The following is a 16,995-nucleotide window of genomic DNA, read 5'->3' on the forward strand; positions in this document are numbered from 1 at the left end:
AGGCCACCAGGACCTTCCACCCGCGCCGCACGGCCTCGAGAAACTCCGCAAGCTCCACCTTGGTCCTCTTCCATCCACTCGGGGGGGCCGCCGCTGCGGCCGGGCACGGCGTCGGCCGCACGGCCCGCCGCGACGGCGTCGCGCCGTCCACGCACCACGGGTGCGTCCGGGGCCGAGACTAACGGGGCGCCCTCGGGCAGCGGACCCCCCGGGACGTGATCTCCCTCGCGCGGGCGCCCCCGCCAGCGGCGTCGCGTGTCCATTTCACCCGTTTCGCCCAGCGCCGCCGCGGGGCCGCGTCACCCGGACGGCCGAGAGCGGCGCCCCGGGTCCGGGACGCCGCTCTCGGCGGGGTGCCGCGCCGAGGACGGCGCGGGCGGTCGCGGGTGGGGCCCGCTAGCGCGCGATCTTGTGCCAGCCGGTGGGGCGATCGGCGCCGCCGCGCAGGCGGGCGCGGAGCACCTGGACGGCCGCGACCGGCGGGACCGCCTGCATCCCGACGGCGACGAGCGGCCCCGGCAGGGTCACGCCCGGCAGGCGCCCGGCGTAGACGACGCCCGCGACGACGGCGGCGGGCAGGGCCACCGTGGTGAGCGGGGGCACGGCGGCCAGGCCGGCGACCGCGGCGGTCCAGAAGCCGAGGTTGCCCACCGTGATCCGGTAGAGCTTGTGGGCCACGTACGTGCGCCCCGCGGGCCGGCGCAGGAGCTGCGGCAGGCGCGGGATCTGCTCGGACAGCTGGCCGCGGGCGATGCGGGTGCGCCGCCGCCACTGCTCGCGGGGCTCCGCGGCGTCCTCCTCGGTGAAGATCTCGTCGTGGATGACGACGAGGCGGTCGCGGAGCAGGTACTCCGTGGCGAGCCAGAGGTCGTCCGAGACGGTGCCGGCGGGGACCGCGAGGTAGTCCGAGCGGCGCGTGGCGAGGAACTCCCCCACGACGCCGAGGTTGCCGCCCATGGCGGCGGCACCGGCCTTCGCGCTCTGCTCGTACCGCCAGAACAGGCCCTCGCCCGTGCCCCGCTCCGTCTTGTGCCCGGAGACGAGGTGCGCCTCCCGCAGGGCCTCGAGGACGAGCGACGGCCAGGAGTCGGGGACGATGACGCAGTTCGCGTCGGTGAAGACGAGGACGTCGGCCGTCGAGCGCTCGGCGGCGAGGTTCGCCGCGCCGGGCTTGCCCGCCCGCCCGACCTCCAGCACCTCGTCGGCACCGGCCGCGCGCGCCGCGGACGCGGTCTCGGCGTCGGAGGCGACGACCGTCACGCGCGACTCCCCGGCGTGCGAGGCCAGGGCCTTGTGCAGCGAGACGACCGTCGCCCCGACGGTGCCGGCCTCGAGGTAGGCCGGGACGACCACCTCGATGCTCGGGCGCTCCGGCAGCGGGGCCAGCGGCGCGAAGGTGGGCGTCGAGGGGAGGTTCCTCTCGAGGGCCGCGGCGAGCCGCGGCAGCACCAGGCCGGCGCCGAAGACGGCGGCACCGGCGGCGGCGGTGACGAGCGCTGGTCGGTTCATGGGGTGTCCTCCCGTCGTCGACGCGGGGCCGGGCCCCGGGCGTCGAGCGCCAGAGTAGACGTCCGGCCCTGGCACCGACCGGGCGTCACCCGGTTGCCACCCGTCGGCGTGACGTGAGCCACAGGGCCCGACGGCCGAGCTCGACCCTCGGGTCACCCGAGAGTGTGGTGTCGCACTTCACCCCTGCGGAAGGGGGAGGAAACCGCCCGGATCAGGACAGACTGGGGGCACCGAGCAGGGAGAGCGCCGCCGTGCGCGCCGACGCCCCCGGGCGGGCGGTCGGCGCGGGGCGCACGACGACGAGGGGACGCGGGGTTTGCTGGAGGCACGCCGGGGCAGGGCCGCACGCCGCTGGACGGCGGCGGCCGTCGTCGTCGTCGCGGCGGTGGCCGTCGCGCTGCTGCTCACCACCCTGCGCCCCGCCCCGGCACCCCCGACGCCGGCCGACCCGCTCCCGCCGGCGGGCGACGGCACGCTCTCGGGCGTGTACGGCCACGGCGCACGGGTGGAGCGGGTGGAGGAGTTCGAGCGCTGGCGCGGGCGGGACGCGGAGATCGTCGCCGACTTCCTCGCGGACGACGACTGGTCCTCCATCTCCGACCCGTGGCTCGTGCGGCAGTGGAAGGGCACGAGCTACCGCATGGCCTGGTCCGTCCCGATGCTCCCGCAGGGGGACGACACGATGCAGGAGGGTGCGGGCGGCGCCTTCGACGAGCACTTCGTCGGGCTCGCGCGCACCCTCGTCGAGAACGACCAGGCCGACTCCGTCATCCGCATCGGGTGGGAGATGAACGGCAGCTGGTACCCGTGGTCGGCGCTCGACGACCCCGAGGCCTACGTCGGCTTCTGGCGGAACATCGTCACCGCGATGCGCTCCGTCGAGGGCCAGGACTTCCTCTTCGAGTGGGCGCCCCAGCCCGGCGAGGGCTCGCGCGCGTTCGACAAGGAGAGCGCGTACCCCGGCGACGAGTACGTCGACCTCGTCGGGAGCTCCCTGCACGACCAGAGCTGGGCCCACGAGCCCGACGAGGACGAGGAGCGCTGGGAGCACGTCGTGACCATGGAGGGCGGCCTCCAGTGGAACGTGGACTTCGCGGCGGCCCACGGCAAGCGCAACTCCCTGCCCGAGTGGAGCCTGTCCTCCCGGTGCGACGGCAACGGCGGCGAGGACGACCCGTTCTTCATCGAGCGCGTGGCCGACTGGGTGGCGGCGCACGACTACTACTACGAGACCTACTTCCACTACTCCAGCTCCACGGAGTGCAACCGCGTGCACGCCCTCGACCCCGAGCTCTTCCCGCAGGGCGTGGCCGCCTACCTCGAGCGCTTCGGCGGGGACGAGCCGGCCGCGACCTCGACGGAGGACGTGGACGCGGCCCGCGAGGACGCGGCGACGGACCAGGAGGAGCAGGAGGAGGAGCAGGAGCCCCTCGAGCCCGCGGGAGCCGACGCCCGGGTGATGGTGAGCTGGCTCTCCGACCGCTCCGGGGCCCGTCCGCTGTGGTGGATGGGCGTCTCGACGGACGTCTTCGTCTTCCTCGAGGGGACGGAGGGCGTGACCCGCGTCCGGTACCACCTCGACGACGAGTCGGCGTCCGGCGAGCCCCTCGCCGTGCGCGACGCCGCCCCCTTCGACCTCGAGGGCGGCGACCCCGAGGTGGCGGCCGCCTGGGACGTGCGCGACCTCGAGCGGGGCAAGCACGTGCTGACCGTCGTGCTCGAGTCCGCGGGCGGCGAGCGCGTGCTGCACATCCCGTTCCTGCGCTGACGGGCGCGCCCGCCCCGCGGGGGCCTCTCCGCCGGGATCGTCGGGCGACCTGCCGGGCCTCGCGCGTGCCATAGCACCGCGCGCCCCGCCATATGGCAAGGATCACCCCGAAAGGGCGAATTTCACCCCACTTCTCACCCGTATGGTCGAGGCACGAGGCGTCCGGAGGTCGTGGACGCAGCCCGGGGACGGCACGGGGCGGTGCCAGTTCCGGCGGGCACCCGGCGAGGCCCGAGGCCCGCCGGCGCCCGCGCCCGGGGACGGGACCGAACGAGGAGAAGCATGCACACCACCACAGGACGGCTCCGGCGCGCCCGGACGGCCCTGCGCGCCGCGGCCGTCGCCGCCGTCGCCGCCGCGCTGACGACCGCGGGGCTGGCGACGCCGGCCGCCGCCGCCGACCGGGAGACGCTCTCGGGCGTCTACGGCCGCGGCGCCCGCGTCGCCACCGTGCAGGAGTTCGAGCGGTGGCGCGGGCGCGACGCCGGCGTCGTCATGGACTTCGTCGACGGCCGCTCGTGGGAGACGATCCGGGACGCCTACGCCGTGCAGTACTGGGCCGGCCGCGGCTACGAGACGGTCTACTCCGTGCCGATGCTCCCCGAGGACAGCGGCTCGATGCGGGCCGGGGCCGACGGCGCGTACGACCGGCACTTCGCCGAGGTCGCGCGCGTCCTCGTCGCGACGGGCCAGTCCGACGCCGTGGTGCGCATCGGGTGGGAGATGAACGGCCGGTGGTTCCGCTGGTCCGCCGTCGCCGACCCGGGCACCTACGTCGCGTACTGGCGCAGCATCGTCGACGCCATGCGCGCCGTCCCGGGTGCGTCCGACCTGCGCTTCGAGTGGTCCCCGCAGCCCGGAGACGGCGCCCCGGGCTTCGTGCCCACGCGGGCCTACCCGGGCGACGCCTACGTCGACGTCATCGGCAACTCCCTGTACGACCAGAGCTGGGGCCACTCCCCCTCGCAGCGCGAGCAGCGGTGGCGGCACTTCGTCTCCATGCCCTACGGGCTGGAGTGGACCGTCGGGTTCGCGCGCAGCCACGACAAGGAGCTGTCCCTGCCCGAGTGGGGCCTGTCCCACCGCTGCGACGGCAACGGCGGCAACGACGACCCGTACTTCATCGAGCGGGTCGCGCAGTGGACGGACGAGCACGACTACCTCTACGAGACGTACTACGACTACACCGGGCCCAACCCGTGCGACCAGCAGTTCCGCATGGGCAGCGGCCGGTTCCCCGCCGGCGCGGCCGCCTACCGGGAGCACTTCGGCTCGGGCGCGTCGGCCGACGAGGACGGCACGCCGTCCCGCCCGGCCCCGGCCCCCGCCCCGGCCCCCGCGCCCGGCGTCGGCACGCCGTCCGGGGACGACGAGCTGCGGGTCAGCTGGTCCTCGGACCGCGCCCGCAGCCAGCCGCTGGAGTGGATGGGCGTGTCCGCGCGCCGGGTGTTCGTCACCGCGCGCACCGCGTCCGACGTGGAGCGCGTGCGCTTCTACCTCGACGACCCGGACGCGTCGGGCACGCCGCTGGGCGTGGACGCCTCCGCGCCGTTCGACCTGCGCGGCGGGACGGCGTCCCGTGCGCTGCCGTGGGACGCCCGGGGCCTGTCGGGCGGCCGGCACACGCTGACGGCCGTGCTCGAGACCGCGTCGGGCAGCCGCACCCTCACGGTGCCGTTCCTCAGCCGCTGACGCCACGTGCCCGGCACCGCACCGCCCGGGGACGACGGAGGGCCGGGACCCCTGGGGTCCCGGCCCTCCGTGCGTGCGGTGCCGGTCCGACGGCCCGCACGAGCGCGCGCCGTCAGCGCCCGTGCACCACGCGGTAGTCGTCGTAGGAGGCGCCGAGGAGGCCGAGCACGAGGCCCGCGCCGCGCGCCACCTGCTGGGCGCCGGCCACCCGCCGCGCGGTGCTGCGGACGCCCAGCAGCGTGCGCACGACCCCGCCGAGGACCGTGAGCACGCCCATGCCGACGCGACGCACGTACCGCACGGGCGACCCGTCGAGGGCCCGCAGCGTCGCGCTGCGCACGAGGCCGTAGCGGTAGTGCCGGGCGACGAGCCAGCGCGCCGAGATCCGGCTGACCGGCACCTCCTCGGACACCACGGCCTCGTCGGCCCACACGATCCGCCGGCCCAGCCGGTGGACACGCTCGAAGAAGAACGTGTCGGAGCCGCCCTGCATGCCCACGGACGCGAAGCGCAGGCCGTCCTCGGTGAACACCTGCCCGAGCACGAGGACGTTGCTCGTACGCGCGTAGTTCAGCTCGGTGCCCGTGGGGAACCGCTCGCGCTCGTAGAACCTCCCCTCGACGACCCAGGCCGGCGGCGTGCCGACGAAGACGGGCTCGACGGTGCCGGTGACGACGTCGGCCCCCGTGCTCTCCTGCACCTCGAGCAGGACGCGCAGCCACCCGGGCACCACCACCTCGTCGTCGTCGAGCACGAGGACGGCGTGCAGGGGGTGCTCCGTGCCCGCCGGCGCGTGCCCGCGGGCCCACTCCAGCGACGCCTCGATGCCGGCGTTGCGCGCCACGGGGATGCCCGGCACGGGCTCGTGGACGTAGAGGAGCTCGTGCGGGTAGCCCGCCGCGCGGGCGGTGACGGCCTCGCGCGCGGAGGCGCCGGGGTCGTTGTCGACGACGACGACGGCCACGCGGACCGGGCGCGACGCCGGCTCGAGCGCCGCGAGGGAGTCGAGCAGCGCCGCGAGGCCGACGGGACGCAGCTTCGTGCAGACGTCGATGGCGACGAGCAGCGGCTCGGCGGCGGCGCTCACGCGGCCACCTCCGTGCTGCGGCGGCCGGCGAGCACGCCGAGCACGAGCCGCTCGAACCGCTCGGCCGTGGGCAGCGCGGGGCGCTCCTGCGGCAGCGGCCCCACGAGCGCCTTCGCGATCGCCGTCCCCATCGCCGGCCCGTCCTGCGGCGGCACCGGCACGACCCACCCCGGGTAGAGCGGGGCGAAGGGACCCATCGCGCGGGTGGACGTCATGACCACGACGCTCCCGCTGCCGAGCGCCTCGCCCAGGGCCGTGAGCCCGTTGAGGCTCTCGTCCTCGACGAGGGGCAGGACGAGGACGGTCGCGCAGCGGTACAGCGCCCGCACCTCGTCGAGGGAGACGGCTTCCTTCGCGCCCGCCGCGGGCACGTGCACCGCCACGGAGTCCGAGGGCTGCACGGGGCAGCTGCGGTCCGCGACGACGACGAGCGGGAAGCCCTCGGCGCGCTGGGCCGCCACGAGGGTGTCCCAGTCCCGCTTGCTCTTGCCGATGGCGAACGCGAACGGGCGCCCGTCCCGGGCGGCGGGCGGCAGGAGGTGAGAGATGTCGGTCCCGGCGGCGCCGTCGCCGAGGAAGTCCTGGCTGGCCCCCCACGGCACCCAGAAGGCGTCCTGGTCCGGCCGCAGGGCGGGCCCGACGGCCTCGAGGTCGCGGGGGCTGAGGAAGGCGAGGGCGTCGTGGCCCGCGAAGACGCGGGCGAACAGCCCCGGCCGTTCCCGCAGCGCGCCGGGGAGCCCGTGGACGAGCGTGACGACCCGCCGTCGGGGCACGAGGCGGCGGACGAGGCCGGGCAGGAGCGCGCCGTAGGTGTAGGTGGAGTAGACGACGTCCGCCCCGGAGACGAGCCCGCGCAGGTTCGTCACGAGCACGCGCGCGGCGCGCTTGTCGTGGAACCAGCCGGGCAGGCTCTCGCCGACGAACCGCGCGCCGAAGCCGGGCGGCGTGAGCTCCTGCACGCCGAACAGCAGGTGCCGCGCGTACCGCCCCTCCCGGAACCGCCCGACGTTGTCCCGCAGGTTGTACTCGTTCGCGACCGCGACGCGGATCACCGGCCCGCCCCTCTCTCGATCTTCTGCACGATGCGGTCCCGGAGGGGCCGGAGGGTGGCCTCCCAGGACCAGGAGCGGGCGACGGCCGCCCGCCCCTCGGCCGACAGGCGCGCGAGCTCCGCCGGGTCGGCCAGGAGCCGGGCCACGGTGCCCGCGAACTCCCGGGGGTCGTCGGCCACGACCACGCCGTGGCCCCACAGGTCCTCCATGCCCTCGGCGCCCAGCCGTGTGGAGACCACGGGCCGGCCGTGCGCGAGGGCCTCCACGATCTTCAGGCGCGAGCCGCCTCCGGTGAGGAGCGGGCAGATCGCCAGCGCGCTGCCCGTGTAGACCGGCCCCACGGCCGGCACGTCCCCGCGCACGTCCACGCCGTCGACGTGCAGCCCCGTCAGGGCCGGGCCGGGCGAGCGTCCCGCCACGGTGACCCGGGTCGCCGGGCGCGCGGCCCGCAGGTGCGGCCAGACCTGCCGGGCGAACCACAGGACGCCCTCCTCGTTCGGCTCCCAGTCCAGGGAGCCGACGAACGCGACGGTGTCGCCCGAGGGCGGGGTGGGCTCGGCGGGCAGGACCGCCCCGTTGGGCGCCACGAGCGCGTCCACGCCCAGCGCGAGCAACCGGCGCCGGTCGTTCTCCGACACGCACGAGACGATCGGCACCTCCGCCCCGAGCCGGCGCTCCCACGCGCGCATCCGCCACACCTCGGCGGCCAGCAGTCGGCGCTGCACCGGGTCGCGACGGGCGGCCCGCTGCGCCAGGAGGTCGCTCTCGACGTTGTGCAGGTCGAGGGAGTCGATGCGGCTCACGGCGGGCACGGCGACCGCCATGTGCGGGAAGCCCACGTGCAGGTGGGTCCCCGGGGTGAGGAGGGAGGCCACGCGACGGGCCATGGCGGCGGAGAACCAGCGGCCGATGACGAGGGACCCGGCCGCGAGCGTGCCGCGCACGTCGTCCGACCCCTCGAAGGCGTGGACGGTGACGCCCTCGGGCACCAGCGCTTGGTCCGGCTGGGCGCCGAAGCCGACGACGTGGACGTCGTCGACGACCGTGCCGAGCATGGCCGCGACGTTCGACTCCCGCAGGGCCGCACCGCTCGTCGAGGGCCAGGGCACCTGCTTCGTCACCAGGACGGCGCGGGTCACGCGCTCACCGCCTCCCACCACTGCCGGGCGACCGCGTCCGGGTCGCAGAGGACCGAGAGCTCCGCCTGCGCCGCGGCTCCGAGACGGGCGAGCGCGGCGCGGTCGTCGTCGGCTCGCCGCAGCCCCGCCGCCACGCCCTCGACCTCGGGGTCGGGGGCGTGCAGGCCGGTGCGGCCGTCCCGCACGAGCTCGGCGGGCCCGCCGCCGACGACGAGCGCCGGCACCCCGAGCAGCGCGGCCTCGGCGACCGTGCGCCCGAAGGCCTCGCCGGTCGCGGCGCTGACGAGCAGGTCCGAGGCGGCGATCCGCTCGAGCACGCGGTCGTGGGGCAGACGCCCCACCAGGTCCGCGTCGGGCCAGCGCCCGCGCAGCTCCTCCAGGCCCTCCGCACCCCGCAGCGGCGCGCCGACGACCTCGAGGGCCACGTCGCGGCCCTCGTCGAGCAGGCGGCGGTGCGCCGCGAGCACGACGTCGACCCGCTTCTCGCGGTCGAGCCGCCCGACGACGAGCGCACGCAGCGGCCCGCCGGCGGCCCGGTCGCCCGACGCGCCGGCACCCCCGCGGGACCCCGCGGGGATCGCGACGGGCCGCGGGACGACCCGGACGCGGCGGTGGGGGAAGCGCCCGACGTGCTCGAGGGCGGTGCGGCTGACGCTGACGCTCCGGCCGGCCGCGTACGTCGCGGCGGACTGGACCGCCGCGCCCGCGGGCGTGAAGGGGCCGTCGTGCAGGTCGAGCACGACCCCCTGGCCGCGCAGGCGCCCGGCGAGGGCGAGGGGCAGGTGCAGCCACATGCTGAAGCTCACCACCGGCCCGCGGCCCCACAGCGGGAGGCCGGCGAGCGCGGCCGCGCCGAGGAGCATCGCGCCGGGCGTGCCGGCCGCGCCGACCTCCGTCCCGAGGCCGGTCAGCCGCAGCACGTCGCGGTGGCGCAGGGCGAGGGTGGCGTGGCCTCGGGCGCGGGCCCGCTCGAGCAGCTCGCCCTCGGGGGCCGCGACCCGGGCGGGGACGGGCACGCCGTCCAGCAGGGTCAGCAGGCTCTCCTCCGCGCCCCAGCACGCGGTGCTGAGGGACACGACCGTCAGGCGGTCGGGGGTGGTGCCGGTGGCGGGCGGTGTGCCGGTGCGGGGGGTCACCCGGCTCCTCTCGTCGAACGCTCCCCCGGCGCCGCCGGGGCGTCGCCGGGACGGTGCCCGGGCGGCGGACCCCGCCGTGCGGGCCGCGGGCACCGGCGGCACCGGCGCGGGGCCGGTCGTCCGTCGGGTGCTCGGGCCGCGGCGGGGAGGGGGCCTGCGGACCAGGGTCCGCCGGCCCGTCCGGGCTCGGCCACCCTAGCCCAGCGCCCCCGCCGGGCGGGGCCGACCGGCCGCCGCCGTCCGTGAGCGACGTCACCGGCGCCGCGCGCGCCGGAAGGGCCCCGCGAGGGCCCCGCGAGGGCCCCGGGAGTGCGCCGGCGAGGGCCGGGCACCGTCCCCCGGCTCAGGTGCCGTGCAGGTGGCGGTACTCCTGGTAGCGCAGCCCCACGGCCCCGGCGACGAGGCCGCCCCCGTACCAGCACTCGCGCAGCCCCTGCACGGCCGCGACGGCGCCGGACCGGTGCAGGCCCGCCCCGGCGACGGCCGCGACGCCCTCGGCGATCTTGCGCACGCCGCCGAGGGCGCGGCGCGCGCGGCGACGCGCGGAGGCCCCGTCGCGGACGAGGGTCGTGCTGCGGCTGGTGCCGATGCGGTACGCCCGACGCAGCACCCAGCGCAGCCGCGCCCGCGAGGCGGGGACGTCCTCGACCATGACGGCCTCGTCGACCCACAGCATCACGGCGCCGCTCCGCTCCATCTCCACGAAGAGCTCGCGGTCGGAGCCGCCCGTGTGGCGCAGGGACTCGTCGAAGGGGCGCGGGCGGGGGGGCATGGCCGCGCGGCGGACGAGGACGCCGCAGGTGCGGACGTGGTGCCCGGGCAGCTTCGTCCCCGTGGGGAAGCGGGTGCGCTCGAAGAACCCGCCGTCGGCCATCCACGCGGGCGAGCCCACCGGCAGGTGCGGCACCGACGGGCCGATGACGACGTCCGCGCCGGTGAGCCGCAGCTCGTCGACGAGCCGGCGGAGCCAGTCGGGGCGCGGCGCCTCGTCGTCGTCGAGCCAGCCGAGCACCTCGACGTCCCCCGCGAGCTCCACGACGCGGTTGCGGGCCAGCGGGATGCCCCGCTCGGCCTCCACGTCGACGACGAGCGGGAACGGCAGCCCGGGGCGCAGCCGCTCGGCCACGGCCCGGCCCTGCGCGCCCACGGCGTCGTTGTCGACGACGACCACGCGCACGTCGACGTCCAGGCCCGTCACGTCGAGCGCGGCGACCGCGCGCAGGAGCCTCTCCAGGCCGTGCGGCCGGCCGCAGGTGATGATGCCCAGGGCGATCGTCAGCGGCGGCGGGGACCCGGGTCCCGGTGCGTCGACGGGGTCGGCGGGGCGCACGGCCTCACGCGCCCGTCTGCCGGCGGGCGACCTGGCTGCCCACGCCGACGACCGCGGCGAACGTCCGGGGGAACAGCAGGCGCATCGCGGCGCCGTAGACGGCGAGCGCGAGGACGCTCACCCCGACGAAGGCCACCGCGAGGTGCGCCTCGCCCTCGGCGGGCCGGAAGGGCGTGTAGGCCGCCCACCACACGCCGACGGCGAGCACCGTCGAGGCCGCGGGCGGCAGGAGCATGACGACGTAGCGGTCCAGGCCCAGCCCGACGGTGCGGCGCAGGACGTGCGCCACGTTGGGCAGCCACGTCGCGTAGGCGGTGACCGTGACGGCGGCGGCGACGCCGACGATGCCGCCGAGCCACAGGCCGACGACGATGCCGACGATCTGCAGGCAGACGCCGAGGGTGCTCCAGAAGAGGACGAGGCCGGCCTCGCCGCGCGCCGTCGCCAGGGGCGAGAGCAGCATCCGCACGATCATGGGGATGCCGGCCAGGGCCAGGACCTGCAGGGGGACGACCGCGCCCTGCCACTCGTCGCCGAACGCGACGGAGACGCCGGCCTCCGCGCCGATGACCATCACCCCGAAGAGCGGGAAGGCCACGACGGCGACGGCCTGCGTCGCGGTGAGGAACCAGGACGTGGTGCGCTCGTCGTCGTCCTGCAGCCGGGCGAAGATCGGCAGGGCCACGCCGTTGACGACGGAGCCGATCATCTGGATCGGCATCCGCAGGAGCCGGTAGGACAGCGCGTAGAACGCCAGCTGGGCCGGGCTCGTCACGCGCCCGATGAGGATGTTGTCGACGTTGCCGCCGATGTAGATCATCACCTGCGTGACGAGCATCTTGCTGCTGAAGCTCGCCATGTCCCGCAGGCTGCGCCAGGAGCCGCGCCAGCTCACGTCCCGCGCGAGCATCACGAGGCCGACGGCGATGACGACGTCGTTGACGAGGATCTGCACGACGAGGGACCAGTACTCCGCGCCCAGCAGCGCGGCCACGACGCCGGCGACGCCGCCGGCGAGGACGCCCGCCGCCTGCAGCTGCGCGAACTCGCGGAAGCGCAGGTGGCGCCGCACGAGGTTCTCGCGGACGAGGGTGATCCCGCGCAGGAAGAGCGCGATGCTCAGCACGCGGAGCACGGCGGTGAGCTCGGGGGTGCCGAAGAAGTCGGCGATGGCCGGGGCCGCGACGAGCGTGGCGACGGCGAGGGTCGTGCCCATCGCGAAGTTCAGCCAGGCGACGCTCGCGACGTCCGTCGGCCGCAGCTCCTTGCGCTGGATGAGGGCGAGCCCGAAGCCCTGGTCCAGGACCACGACCGCGAACGTCGTGTAGAGGGTGGCCATCGAGAAGATGCCGAAGTTCTCCGGGCCGATGAGGCGGGCCAGGACGAACGTGAAGACGAGCCGCCCCAGCAGGGAGGCGACGGAGGCGAGGAAGTTCCACTTCACCGAGGAGAGGGCGTGGGACTTCAGGTCGCCCTCGGGGCCGCGGTCGACGTCGTCGGCCGCGGCGGGCCCGGCCGGGGCGGCGGGCTCGGCCGGGGCGACGGGAGCGGCCGTGCCGGGGGTCGCCGCGAGGAGGTCGCCGCCGTCGGGGCGGTCCTCGGGGTCGCTGGTCACGTCGCGCGCCTCTGCTGCACCACGTGCACCCGTCCGGTGCGAAGGCATGCCGCCAGGGTACGGGCGGCCCTTCGCGCACCCCCGGCCCGGAGGGGTCCGGGCGCTGTGACCCTCACCTCGCGCTGACCAGGGCGTCCGCCGGCCGCGCGCCGCCGTGGGGGCGACGCCGCTGGTCAGGGCGTTCACCCGGGCGCCGGAGGGTGAAGTCCCGCGGTGTCACCCGCGCGCGTGGCGGACCGGGTGAACTCCGCCGTCCCGGCGCGACGGACGGGGCCGCGCCCTACGCTGGGTCCGAATTGCCCGGATGGCCGGCTGCGCGACGCGCCCGTCCCCGGGCCGCCCGGCCATCGTCACGGGAGGGGACCGTCGCCGTGAGCCCGCATCTGCGCGTCGCGCTGCTGAACAACTACTCCATGCGGTACGCGCTGCGGAAGTACGAGCGCGGCATCTACCCGGGGCAGCACCTGTGGGGGCACCCCCTGCACGGCTCCCCGCGGCAGACGGCGTGGACCATCCCGCGGTGGTCCATCGCCGCGCACCTGACGAACGCCCCTCCCGGGGCCGAGTTCCTCCGCAAGGCCGTCATGCGGACCCTCGGGGACGTGGCGGCCGCCGCGTGGGTGCTGCTGCACCTCGCCGAGGTCGACGTCGTCTACGCGGCCGACGGCGGCAGCTTCGCGGCGCTCGCGGCGCTGCGGCGGCTCCACCTGTTCCCGCGGCCCGTCGTCGCGATCGTCCACCACGTCCCCACCTCGCGGTGGCAGCGGTGGACCCTGCGGGGCCTCGACGGGTGCGTCTTCCTCTCGGAGCACGTCCGCGAGCGCTGCGCCGCGTTCCTGCCGGCCGCGCAGCCGCAGGTCACGCTGCCCTGGGGTCCCGACCTGCACTCGCGCATCTACGCCGAGACGGCGCCGCACGCCGAGCGGGTCGACTTCGTCTCCGCGGGCAAGACGAACCGCGACTACCGGGCGCTGCGGGCGGTGGCCCGCCGCGACCGCCTCACGGGCTACATCTTCGAGGCGTCCACCACCACCGCCTTCCGGGACGGCGAGGAGACGCGCACGGAGTACTCGCCGCCCTACCCGGAGATCGTCGCGCGCGTGAAGTCCGCCGCGGCCGTCGTCGTCCCGCTGCGCCGGGGCGAGGTCCTCGCCGGCATGACGGAGGTGGCGGACGCGATCGCCGCGGACGTGCCCGTGGTGACGACGGCCTCCGTCGCGTTCCCCTACGACCTCGAGGCCGTGCGGGCGGGGGTCGTCGTGCCGCCCGGGGACGAGGACGCGCTCTCGGAGGCGCTGGCCCGCTGCCGCCGGGGCGAGGCCGGCACGGCGAAGCACCTGGAGCCCGACTACAACATGGAGCGGTTCTCCACGGGGCTCGACGCGTTCCTCACCTCCGTGGCCGACCGCACGGCGGCGCCCGCGCTGACGACCACCGCCTGACCGGGCGGACCGCCCGACCGGCGGCACGGGCCGCGCACGCGGCAGCGCCCCCACCGCCGAGCGGTGGGGGCGCTGCCGTGCGCGGGCCCGGGCGGGGTCAGCGCGTGAAGGTCACCTGCGAGTACTTCGACCCGAGGGCCGTGGCGTACTTCACCGTGATCGTGTGCTGGCCGGGGGCGAGCGCCGTGACGTCGAAGGCGTTGGCCGCCGTCGCCGTGCCGCCCGCGAGGTCCCAGGGCGCGGTCTTCTCCGTCGAGTACGGCGTCCGCTGCATCTGCGGGTCGTCGACGTACCAGGTGATCTGGAGCGGCGTGAAGTCCGGCGTGGCGAAGACGTACACCTTGCCGGTCAGGGTGGAGCCGTCGAGGACGACGCCGTTCGCGCGGTTCGCGGTGGTGCTGACCTTGACCAGCGCCGTCATCGGGTCGACCGGCACGGTCCCGGGCGGGCACTCCTCGGCCGTGGAGGGGCCGGTCGGGGTCGTGGGCTCCGGGTCCGGCAGGAACCGCGCCTTGTACGCCTCGCGGGCCAGGGGGAACGGCCCGCCGGTGATGGTGTGCACCTCGCAGGAGTTCGGGTTCCGGTCGAAGTAGCTCTCGTAGTAGTAGTCGTGCGCGTCGATCCAGGCGTCGAGCTGGTTGATGAAGTAGACGTCGTCACCGCCGCCGTGGCCGTCGCAGCGCTGGGCCAGGCCCCACTCCGCGATGGAGTTCTTCTTGCCGTGGGCCTTCGCGAAGTCCGTGCTCCACTCGAGCCCGCCCTTCATCGTGACGAACTGCGCCCACCGCTCGGCGGACTGCTCGGGCGCCAGGCCCCAGTTCTGGTCGTACAGGCTCATGCCGATGAGGTCGACGTACGCGTCGCCGGGGTAGGCGCTGGCGTTGTCCCACCCGGTGGGGCCGCCGACGTTCGGCGCCCACTCGAAGAGGAAGGCCTGGCCGGGCACGGAGCGCATCGCCGTGACGATCTTGCGCCAGTACTCCGTGTACGCGACCGGGTCCTTGAGCGCCGACCAGCGGAACCAGTCGCCGTTCATCTCCCAGCCGATGCGGACGACCGCGTTCGACTGCCGGGCGTTGACGAGGTTCGTGGCGATCTTCTTCCAGTAGGCGTCGTACGCGCCGGTGGCGCCCTTCTGGATCGTCGTCGTGGTGTCGGCGGGCAGCATCGGCGCGGCGAGGGCGATCTGGTAGCCCTTGCCGTTCCAGCCGTTCATGACCCACGGGTCCGTCAGGGAGGTCCACGACGTGGAGTCGAGGAAGTCCGTGGCGATCCCGGCCTTCGCGCCGCGCCAGGTCTCGAAGGCGGCGAGCTTGGTGAGGTCCCGGGCGCCGACGTAGACGCCGGACCGGGTGTCGGGGTCGACGGCCGCGGTGGCCGAGGTGGTGGTGGCGAGCACGCCGCCGACCGCGAGCACGGCGGCGAGCGCCGTGCTGAGGCCGCGGCGCAGGCGCCGTGCGGGGGTGGTGGTGTCCACGGGAGGCTCCAGGTGGGGGGCGGTTGGCCGGCCGCCCCCTCCCCACGTCCCGAGGCGGGGGCGACCCTGATGCCCCCTCGTCGTCCCGGCCCGTCGGGCGCTTGACCGGGGGCGGGGTCGATCGGGTGACCCGAACCCCTCAGTTCCCGCTCCCGGGGGTCGGAAGTCCCCTCCCGGTCCGCCAGACGGGGCACGGCCCCTCCGGCGCTACGGTGGCGCCATGGCCACGCTGTTCACGCGGATCCTCGCCGGGGAGATCCCCGGCCGCTTCGTCTGGGCGGACGACGAGGTCGTCGCGTTCGCGACCATCGCCCCCATCACCGACGGCCACGTGCTCGTGGTGCCGCGCGCGGAGGTCGACGCCTTCACCGCCGCGCCCGACGCGCTGCTCGCCCGCCTCACCGCCGTGGCGGCGCGCATCGGCCGCGCGCAGGAGCGGGCGTTCGGTGCGCCGCGGGCCGCGCTCCTCGTCGCCGGCTTCGAGGTCCCCCACCTGCACCTGCACGTCCTGCCGGCGTGGGACGAGAGCAGCCTGACGTTCGCGAACGCCCGCCAGGACGTCCCCGCCCCCGAGCTCGACGCCGCGGCCGAGCGGCTGCGCACCGCCCTGCGGGAGGACGGCCACGGGGCCCACGTGCCCGCGGCGCTCGGCTCCCCGGCCCTGTAGCGGGCCCGGGCGGCGCGGAGCCACCCGTGCGGGTGCCGCCGCCCCTGCCGAGGTCCTCCGCGCGGCGTCAGACCGTGACGGGGAGCCCGACGAGGCGGCGCAGCTCGCCGATCTGCTCGTCCCAGCGGGCGGCCTGCACCTTGCGGGCGGTCAGGAGGGTCTCGGGCGCGTCCCGGACGGCGGTCTCGAGCGCGCGCACGACGGCGTCGGGCTCGTTGTGCGCGTGGTGGGCGTACGGGAAGTACTCCCGCGCGAACGGGAAGTCCGAGCACACGAGGGGGCGGCCGGCGTACACCGCCTCGTAGGCGGACCGCTGGACGGAGCGCGGCGCGGTGGTCAGCGCGAGCACCACGTCGCACGCCGCGAGCTCGGCCTCGTACGGCTCGGGCCCGAGGAAGCCCAGGAGCTCGAGGTTGGCGGGCAGGGCGTCGCGCAGGGACGCGGGCGCGGAGCCGCGCTCCCCCGTCATGACGAAGTCGTGGTCCGGCATCCGCCGGGCGACCTCGGCGACGACGTCGACGGGCTCGTCGACGTCGAAGACCGCCGGCACGAGCACGCGCGTGCGCGCCCCCGGGCGGGGCTCCCACACGGGCGGCAGGCTCTCGGGCGGGCCCTCGTGGACGATCGTCGCCCGGCCGCCCCAGCCCTCGACGACGCGCACGTACTCGGGGTTGTTCACGAGGACGACGAGGGCCGCCCGCGCGAGCCGGCGCGTGACGGGCACGGCCCGCCGCCCGCCGGCGTTGTCCTTGTCCCCGAAGGAGCCGGGGTGGTTGTCGAGCACGAAGCGCGCGCCGAGCAGCCGGGAGACGGCCGCGACGAGGACCCCCGGCAGCGCCGGCGGGTTGGTGACGAGGACGACGTCGGGACGGCGCCGGACGAGCTCGCGCACGGTGACGAGGACGCTGAGCGAGCGCTGCACCGTGACGTGGAGGCGCTTCACGCGCACGACGGGACGGATGTGGAGGGCGTCGGCGCCCAGCGCGGACGAGATCTCCCGGACGCGCCCGCCGTGCCGGTGCCAGGTGACGTACAGGAGCTTCGGGGTCGGGCGCGGCTGCTCGCGTCGGGTCATGCCCGA

General features: G+C 76.2%; 13 protein-coding genes. 4 read left to right on the plus strand and 9 right to left on the minus strand.

All coding sequences use genetic code 11. From position 1 onward, the window contains the following. Positions 1 to 396: 396 nt before the first annotated feature. On the minus strand, positions 397 to 1,509 hold the full coding sequence (locus EJA20_RS10045) for a glycosyltransferase (RefSeq protein ID WP_129338021.1): 1,113 nt from the start codon (positions 1,507 to 1,509) through the stop codon (positions 397 to 399). 316 nt (positions 1,510 to 1,825) lie between these two features. Here EJA20_RS10045 and EJA20_RS10050 point away from each other — a divergent pair, with 316 nt between their 5' ends. After that, entirely contained in the window at positions 1,826 to 3,277 is a 1,452-nt protein-coding gene (locus EJA20_RS10050) for a glycosyl hydrolase (protein WP_129338022.1), read from the plus strand. Between the two features lie 282 nt (positions 3,278 to 3,559). Beyond that, positions 3,560 to 4,969 (plus strand): glycosyl hydrolase, encoded by a 1,410-nt coding sequence (locus tag EJA20_RS10055; RefSeq protein ID WP_129338023.1) that lies wholly within the window; start codon positions 3,560 to 3,562, stop codon positions 4,967 to 4,969. A 112-nt stretch (positions 4,970 to 5,081) separates the two neighbouring features. Here EJA20_RS10055 and EJA20_RS18685 read toward each other — a convergent pair whose 3' ends face one another. The 6 genes from EJA20_RS18685 to EJA20_RS10080 form a co-directional block, all read right to left on the minus strand. Beyond that, on the minus strand, positions 5,082 to 6,056 hold the full coding sequence (locus EJA20_RS18685) for a glycosyltransferase family 2 protein (RefSeq protein ID WP_164983922.1): 975 nt from the start codon (positions 6,054 to 6,056) through the stop codon (positions 5,082 to 5,084). Further along, the gene (locus EJA20_RS18690) at positions 6,053 to 7,108 is read right to left on the minus strand and encodes a glycosyltransferase family 4 protein (protein ID WP_164983923.1); all 1,056 of its coding nucleotides are present in this window, start codon (positions 7,106 to 7,108) and stop codon (positions 6,053 to 6,055) included. Before EJA20_RS18690 ends, EJA20_RS18685 begins: the two co-directional genes overlap by 4 nt. Then, the gene (locus EJA20_RS10065) at positions 7,105 to 8,247 is read right to left on the minus strand and encodes a glycosyltransferase (protein ID WP_129338025.1); all 1,143 of its coding nucleotides are present in this window, start codon (positions 8,245 to 8,247) and stop codon (positions 7,105 to 7,107) included. The genes EJA20_RS18690 and EJA20_RS10065 overlap by 4 nt, the downstream gene beginning before the upstream one ends. Continuing rightward, positions 8,244 to 9,383, minus strand: coding sequence for a glycosyltransferase (locus EJA20_RS10070; RefSeq protein WP_129338026.1), 1,140 nt, complete (start codon positions 9,381 to 9,383; stop codon positions 8,244 to 8,246). Before EJA20_RS10070 ends, EJA20_RS10065 begins: the two co-directional genes overlap by 4 nt. Positions 9,384 to 9,726: 343 nt before the next feature. Beyond that, positions 9,727 to 10,713 (minus strand): glycosyltransferase, encoded by a 987-nt coding sequence (locus EJA20_RS10075; RefSeq protein ID WP_129338027.1) that lies wholly within the window; start codon positions 10,711 to 10,713, stop codon positions 9,727 to 9,729. A gap of 4 nt (positions 10,714 to 10,717) precedes the next feature. Next, positions 10,718 to 12,328, minus strand: coding sequence for a lipopolysaccharide biosynthesis protein (locus EJA20_RS10080; RefSeq protein ID WP_129338028.1), 1,611 nt, complete (start codon positions 12,326 to 12,328; stop codon positions 10,718 to 10,720). A 371-nt stretch (positions 12,329 to 12,699) separates the two neighbouring features. Between EJA20_RS10080 and EJA20_RS10085 the strand changes: the two genes are divergently transcribed. Continuing rightward, positions 12,700 to 13,770, plus strand: coding sequence for a glycosyltransferase (locus tag EJA20_RS10085; protein ID WP_129338029.1), 1,071 nt, complete (start codon positions 12,700 to 12,702; stop codon positions 13,768 to 13,770). A 97-nt stretch (positions 13,771 to 13,867) separates the two neighbouring features. Here the strand turns inward: EJA20_RS10085 and EJA20_RS10090 are convergent, their stop codons facing one another. Then, on the minus strand, positions 13,868 to 15,247 hold the full coding sequence (locus EJA20_RS10090; protein ID WP_129338030.1) for a glycoside hydrolase family 26 protein: 1,380 nt from the start codon (positions 15,245 to 15,247) through the stop codon (positions 13,868 to 13,870). A gap of 220 nt (positions 15,248 to 15,467) precedes the next feature. On the opposite strand from EJA20_RS10090, the gene EJA20_RS10095 reads away from it, so the two are divergent. Next, complete coding sequence (locus EJA20_RS10095; RefSeq protein WP_129338031.1) at positions 15,468 to 15,914, plus strand: HIT family protein; 447 nt, start codon at positions 15,468 to 15,470, stop codon at positions 15,912 to 15,914. Between the two features lie 67 nt (positions 15,915 to 15,981). On the opposite strand, the gene EJA20_RS10100 is transcribed toward EJA20_RS10095, so the two are convergent. Then, a complete protein-coding gene (locus EJA20_RS10100) occupies positions 15,982 to 16,989 on the minus strand; it encodes a glycosyltransferase (protein WP_129338032.1) in 1,008 nt (335 codons plus the stop codon). Positions 16,990 to 16,995 lie beyond the last annotated feature (6 nt).

Source organism: Cellulomonas endophytica (assembly GCF_004123805.1).
Taxonomy (GTDB): Bacteria; Actinomycetota; Actinomycetes; order Actinomycetales; family Cellulomonadaceae; genus Cellulomonas; species Cellulomonas endophytica.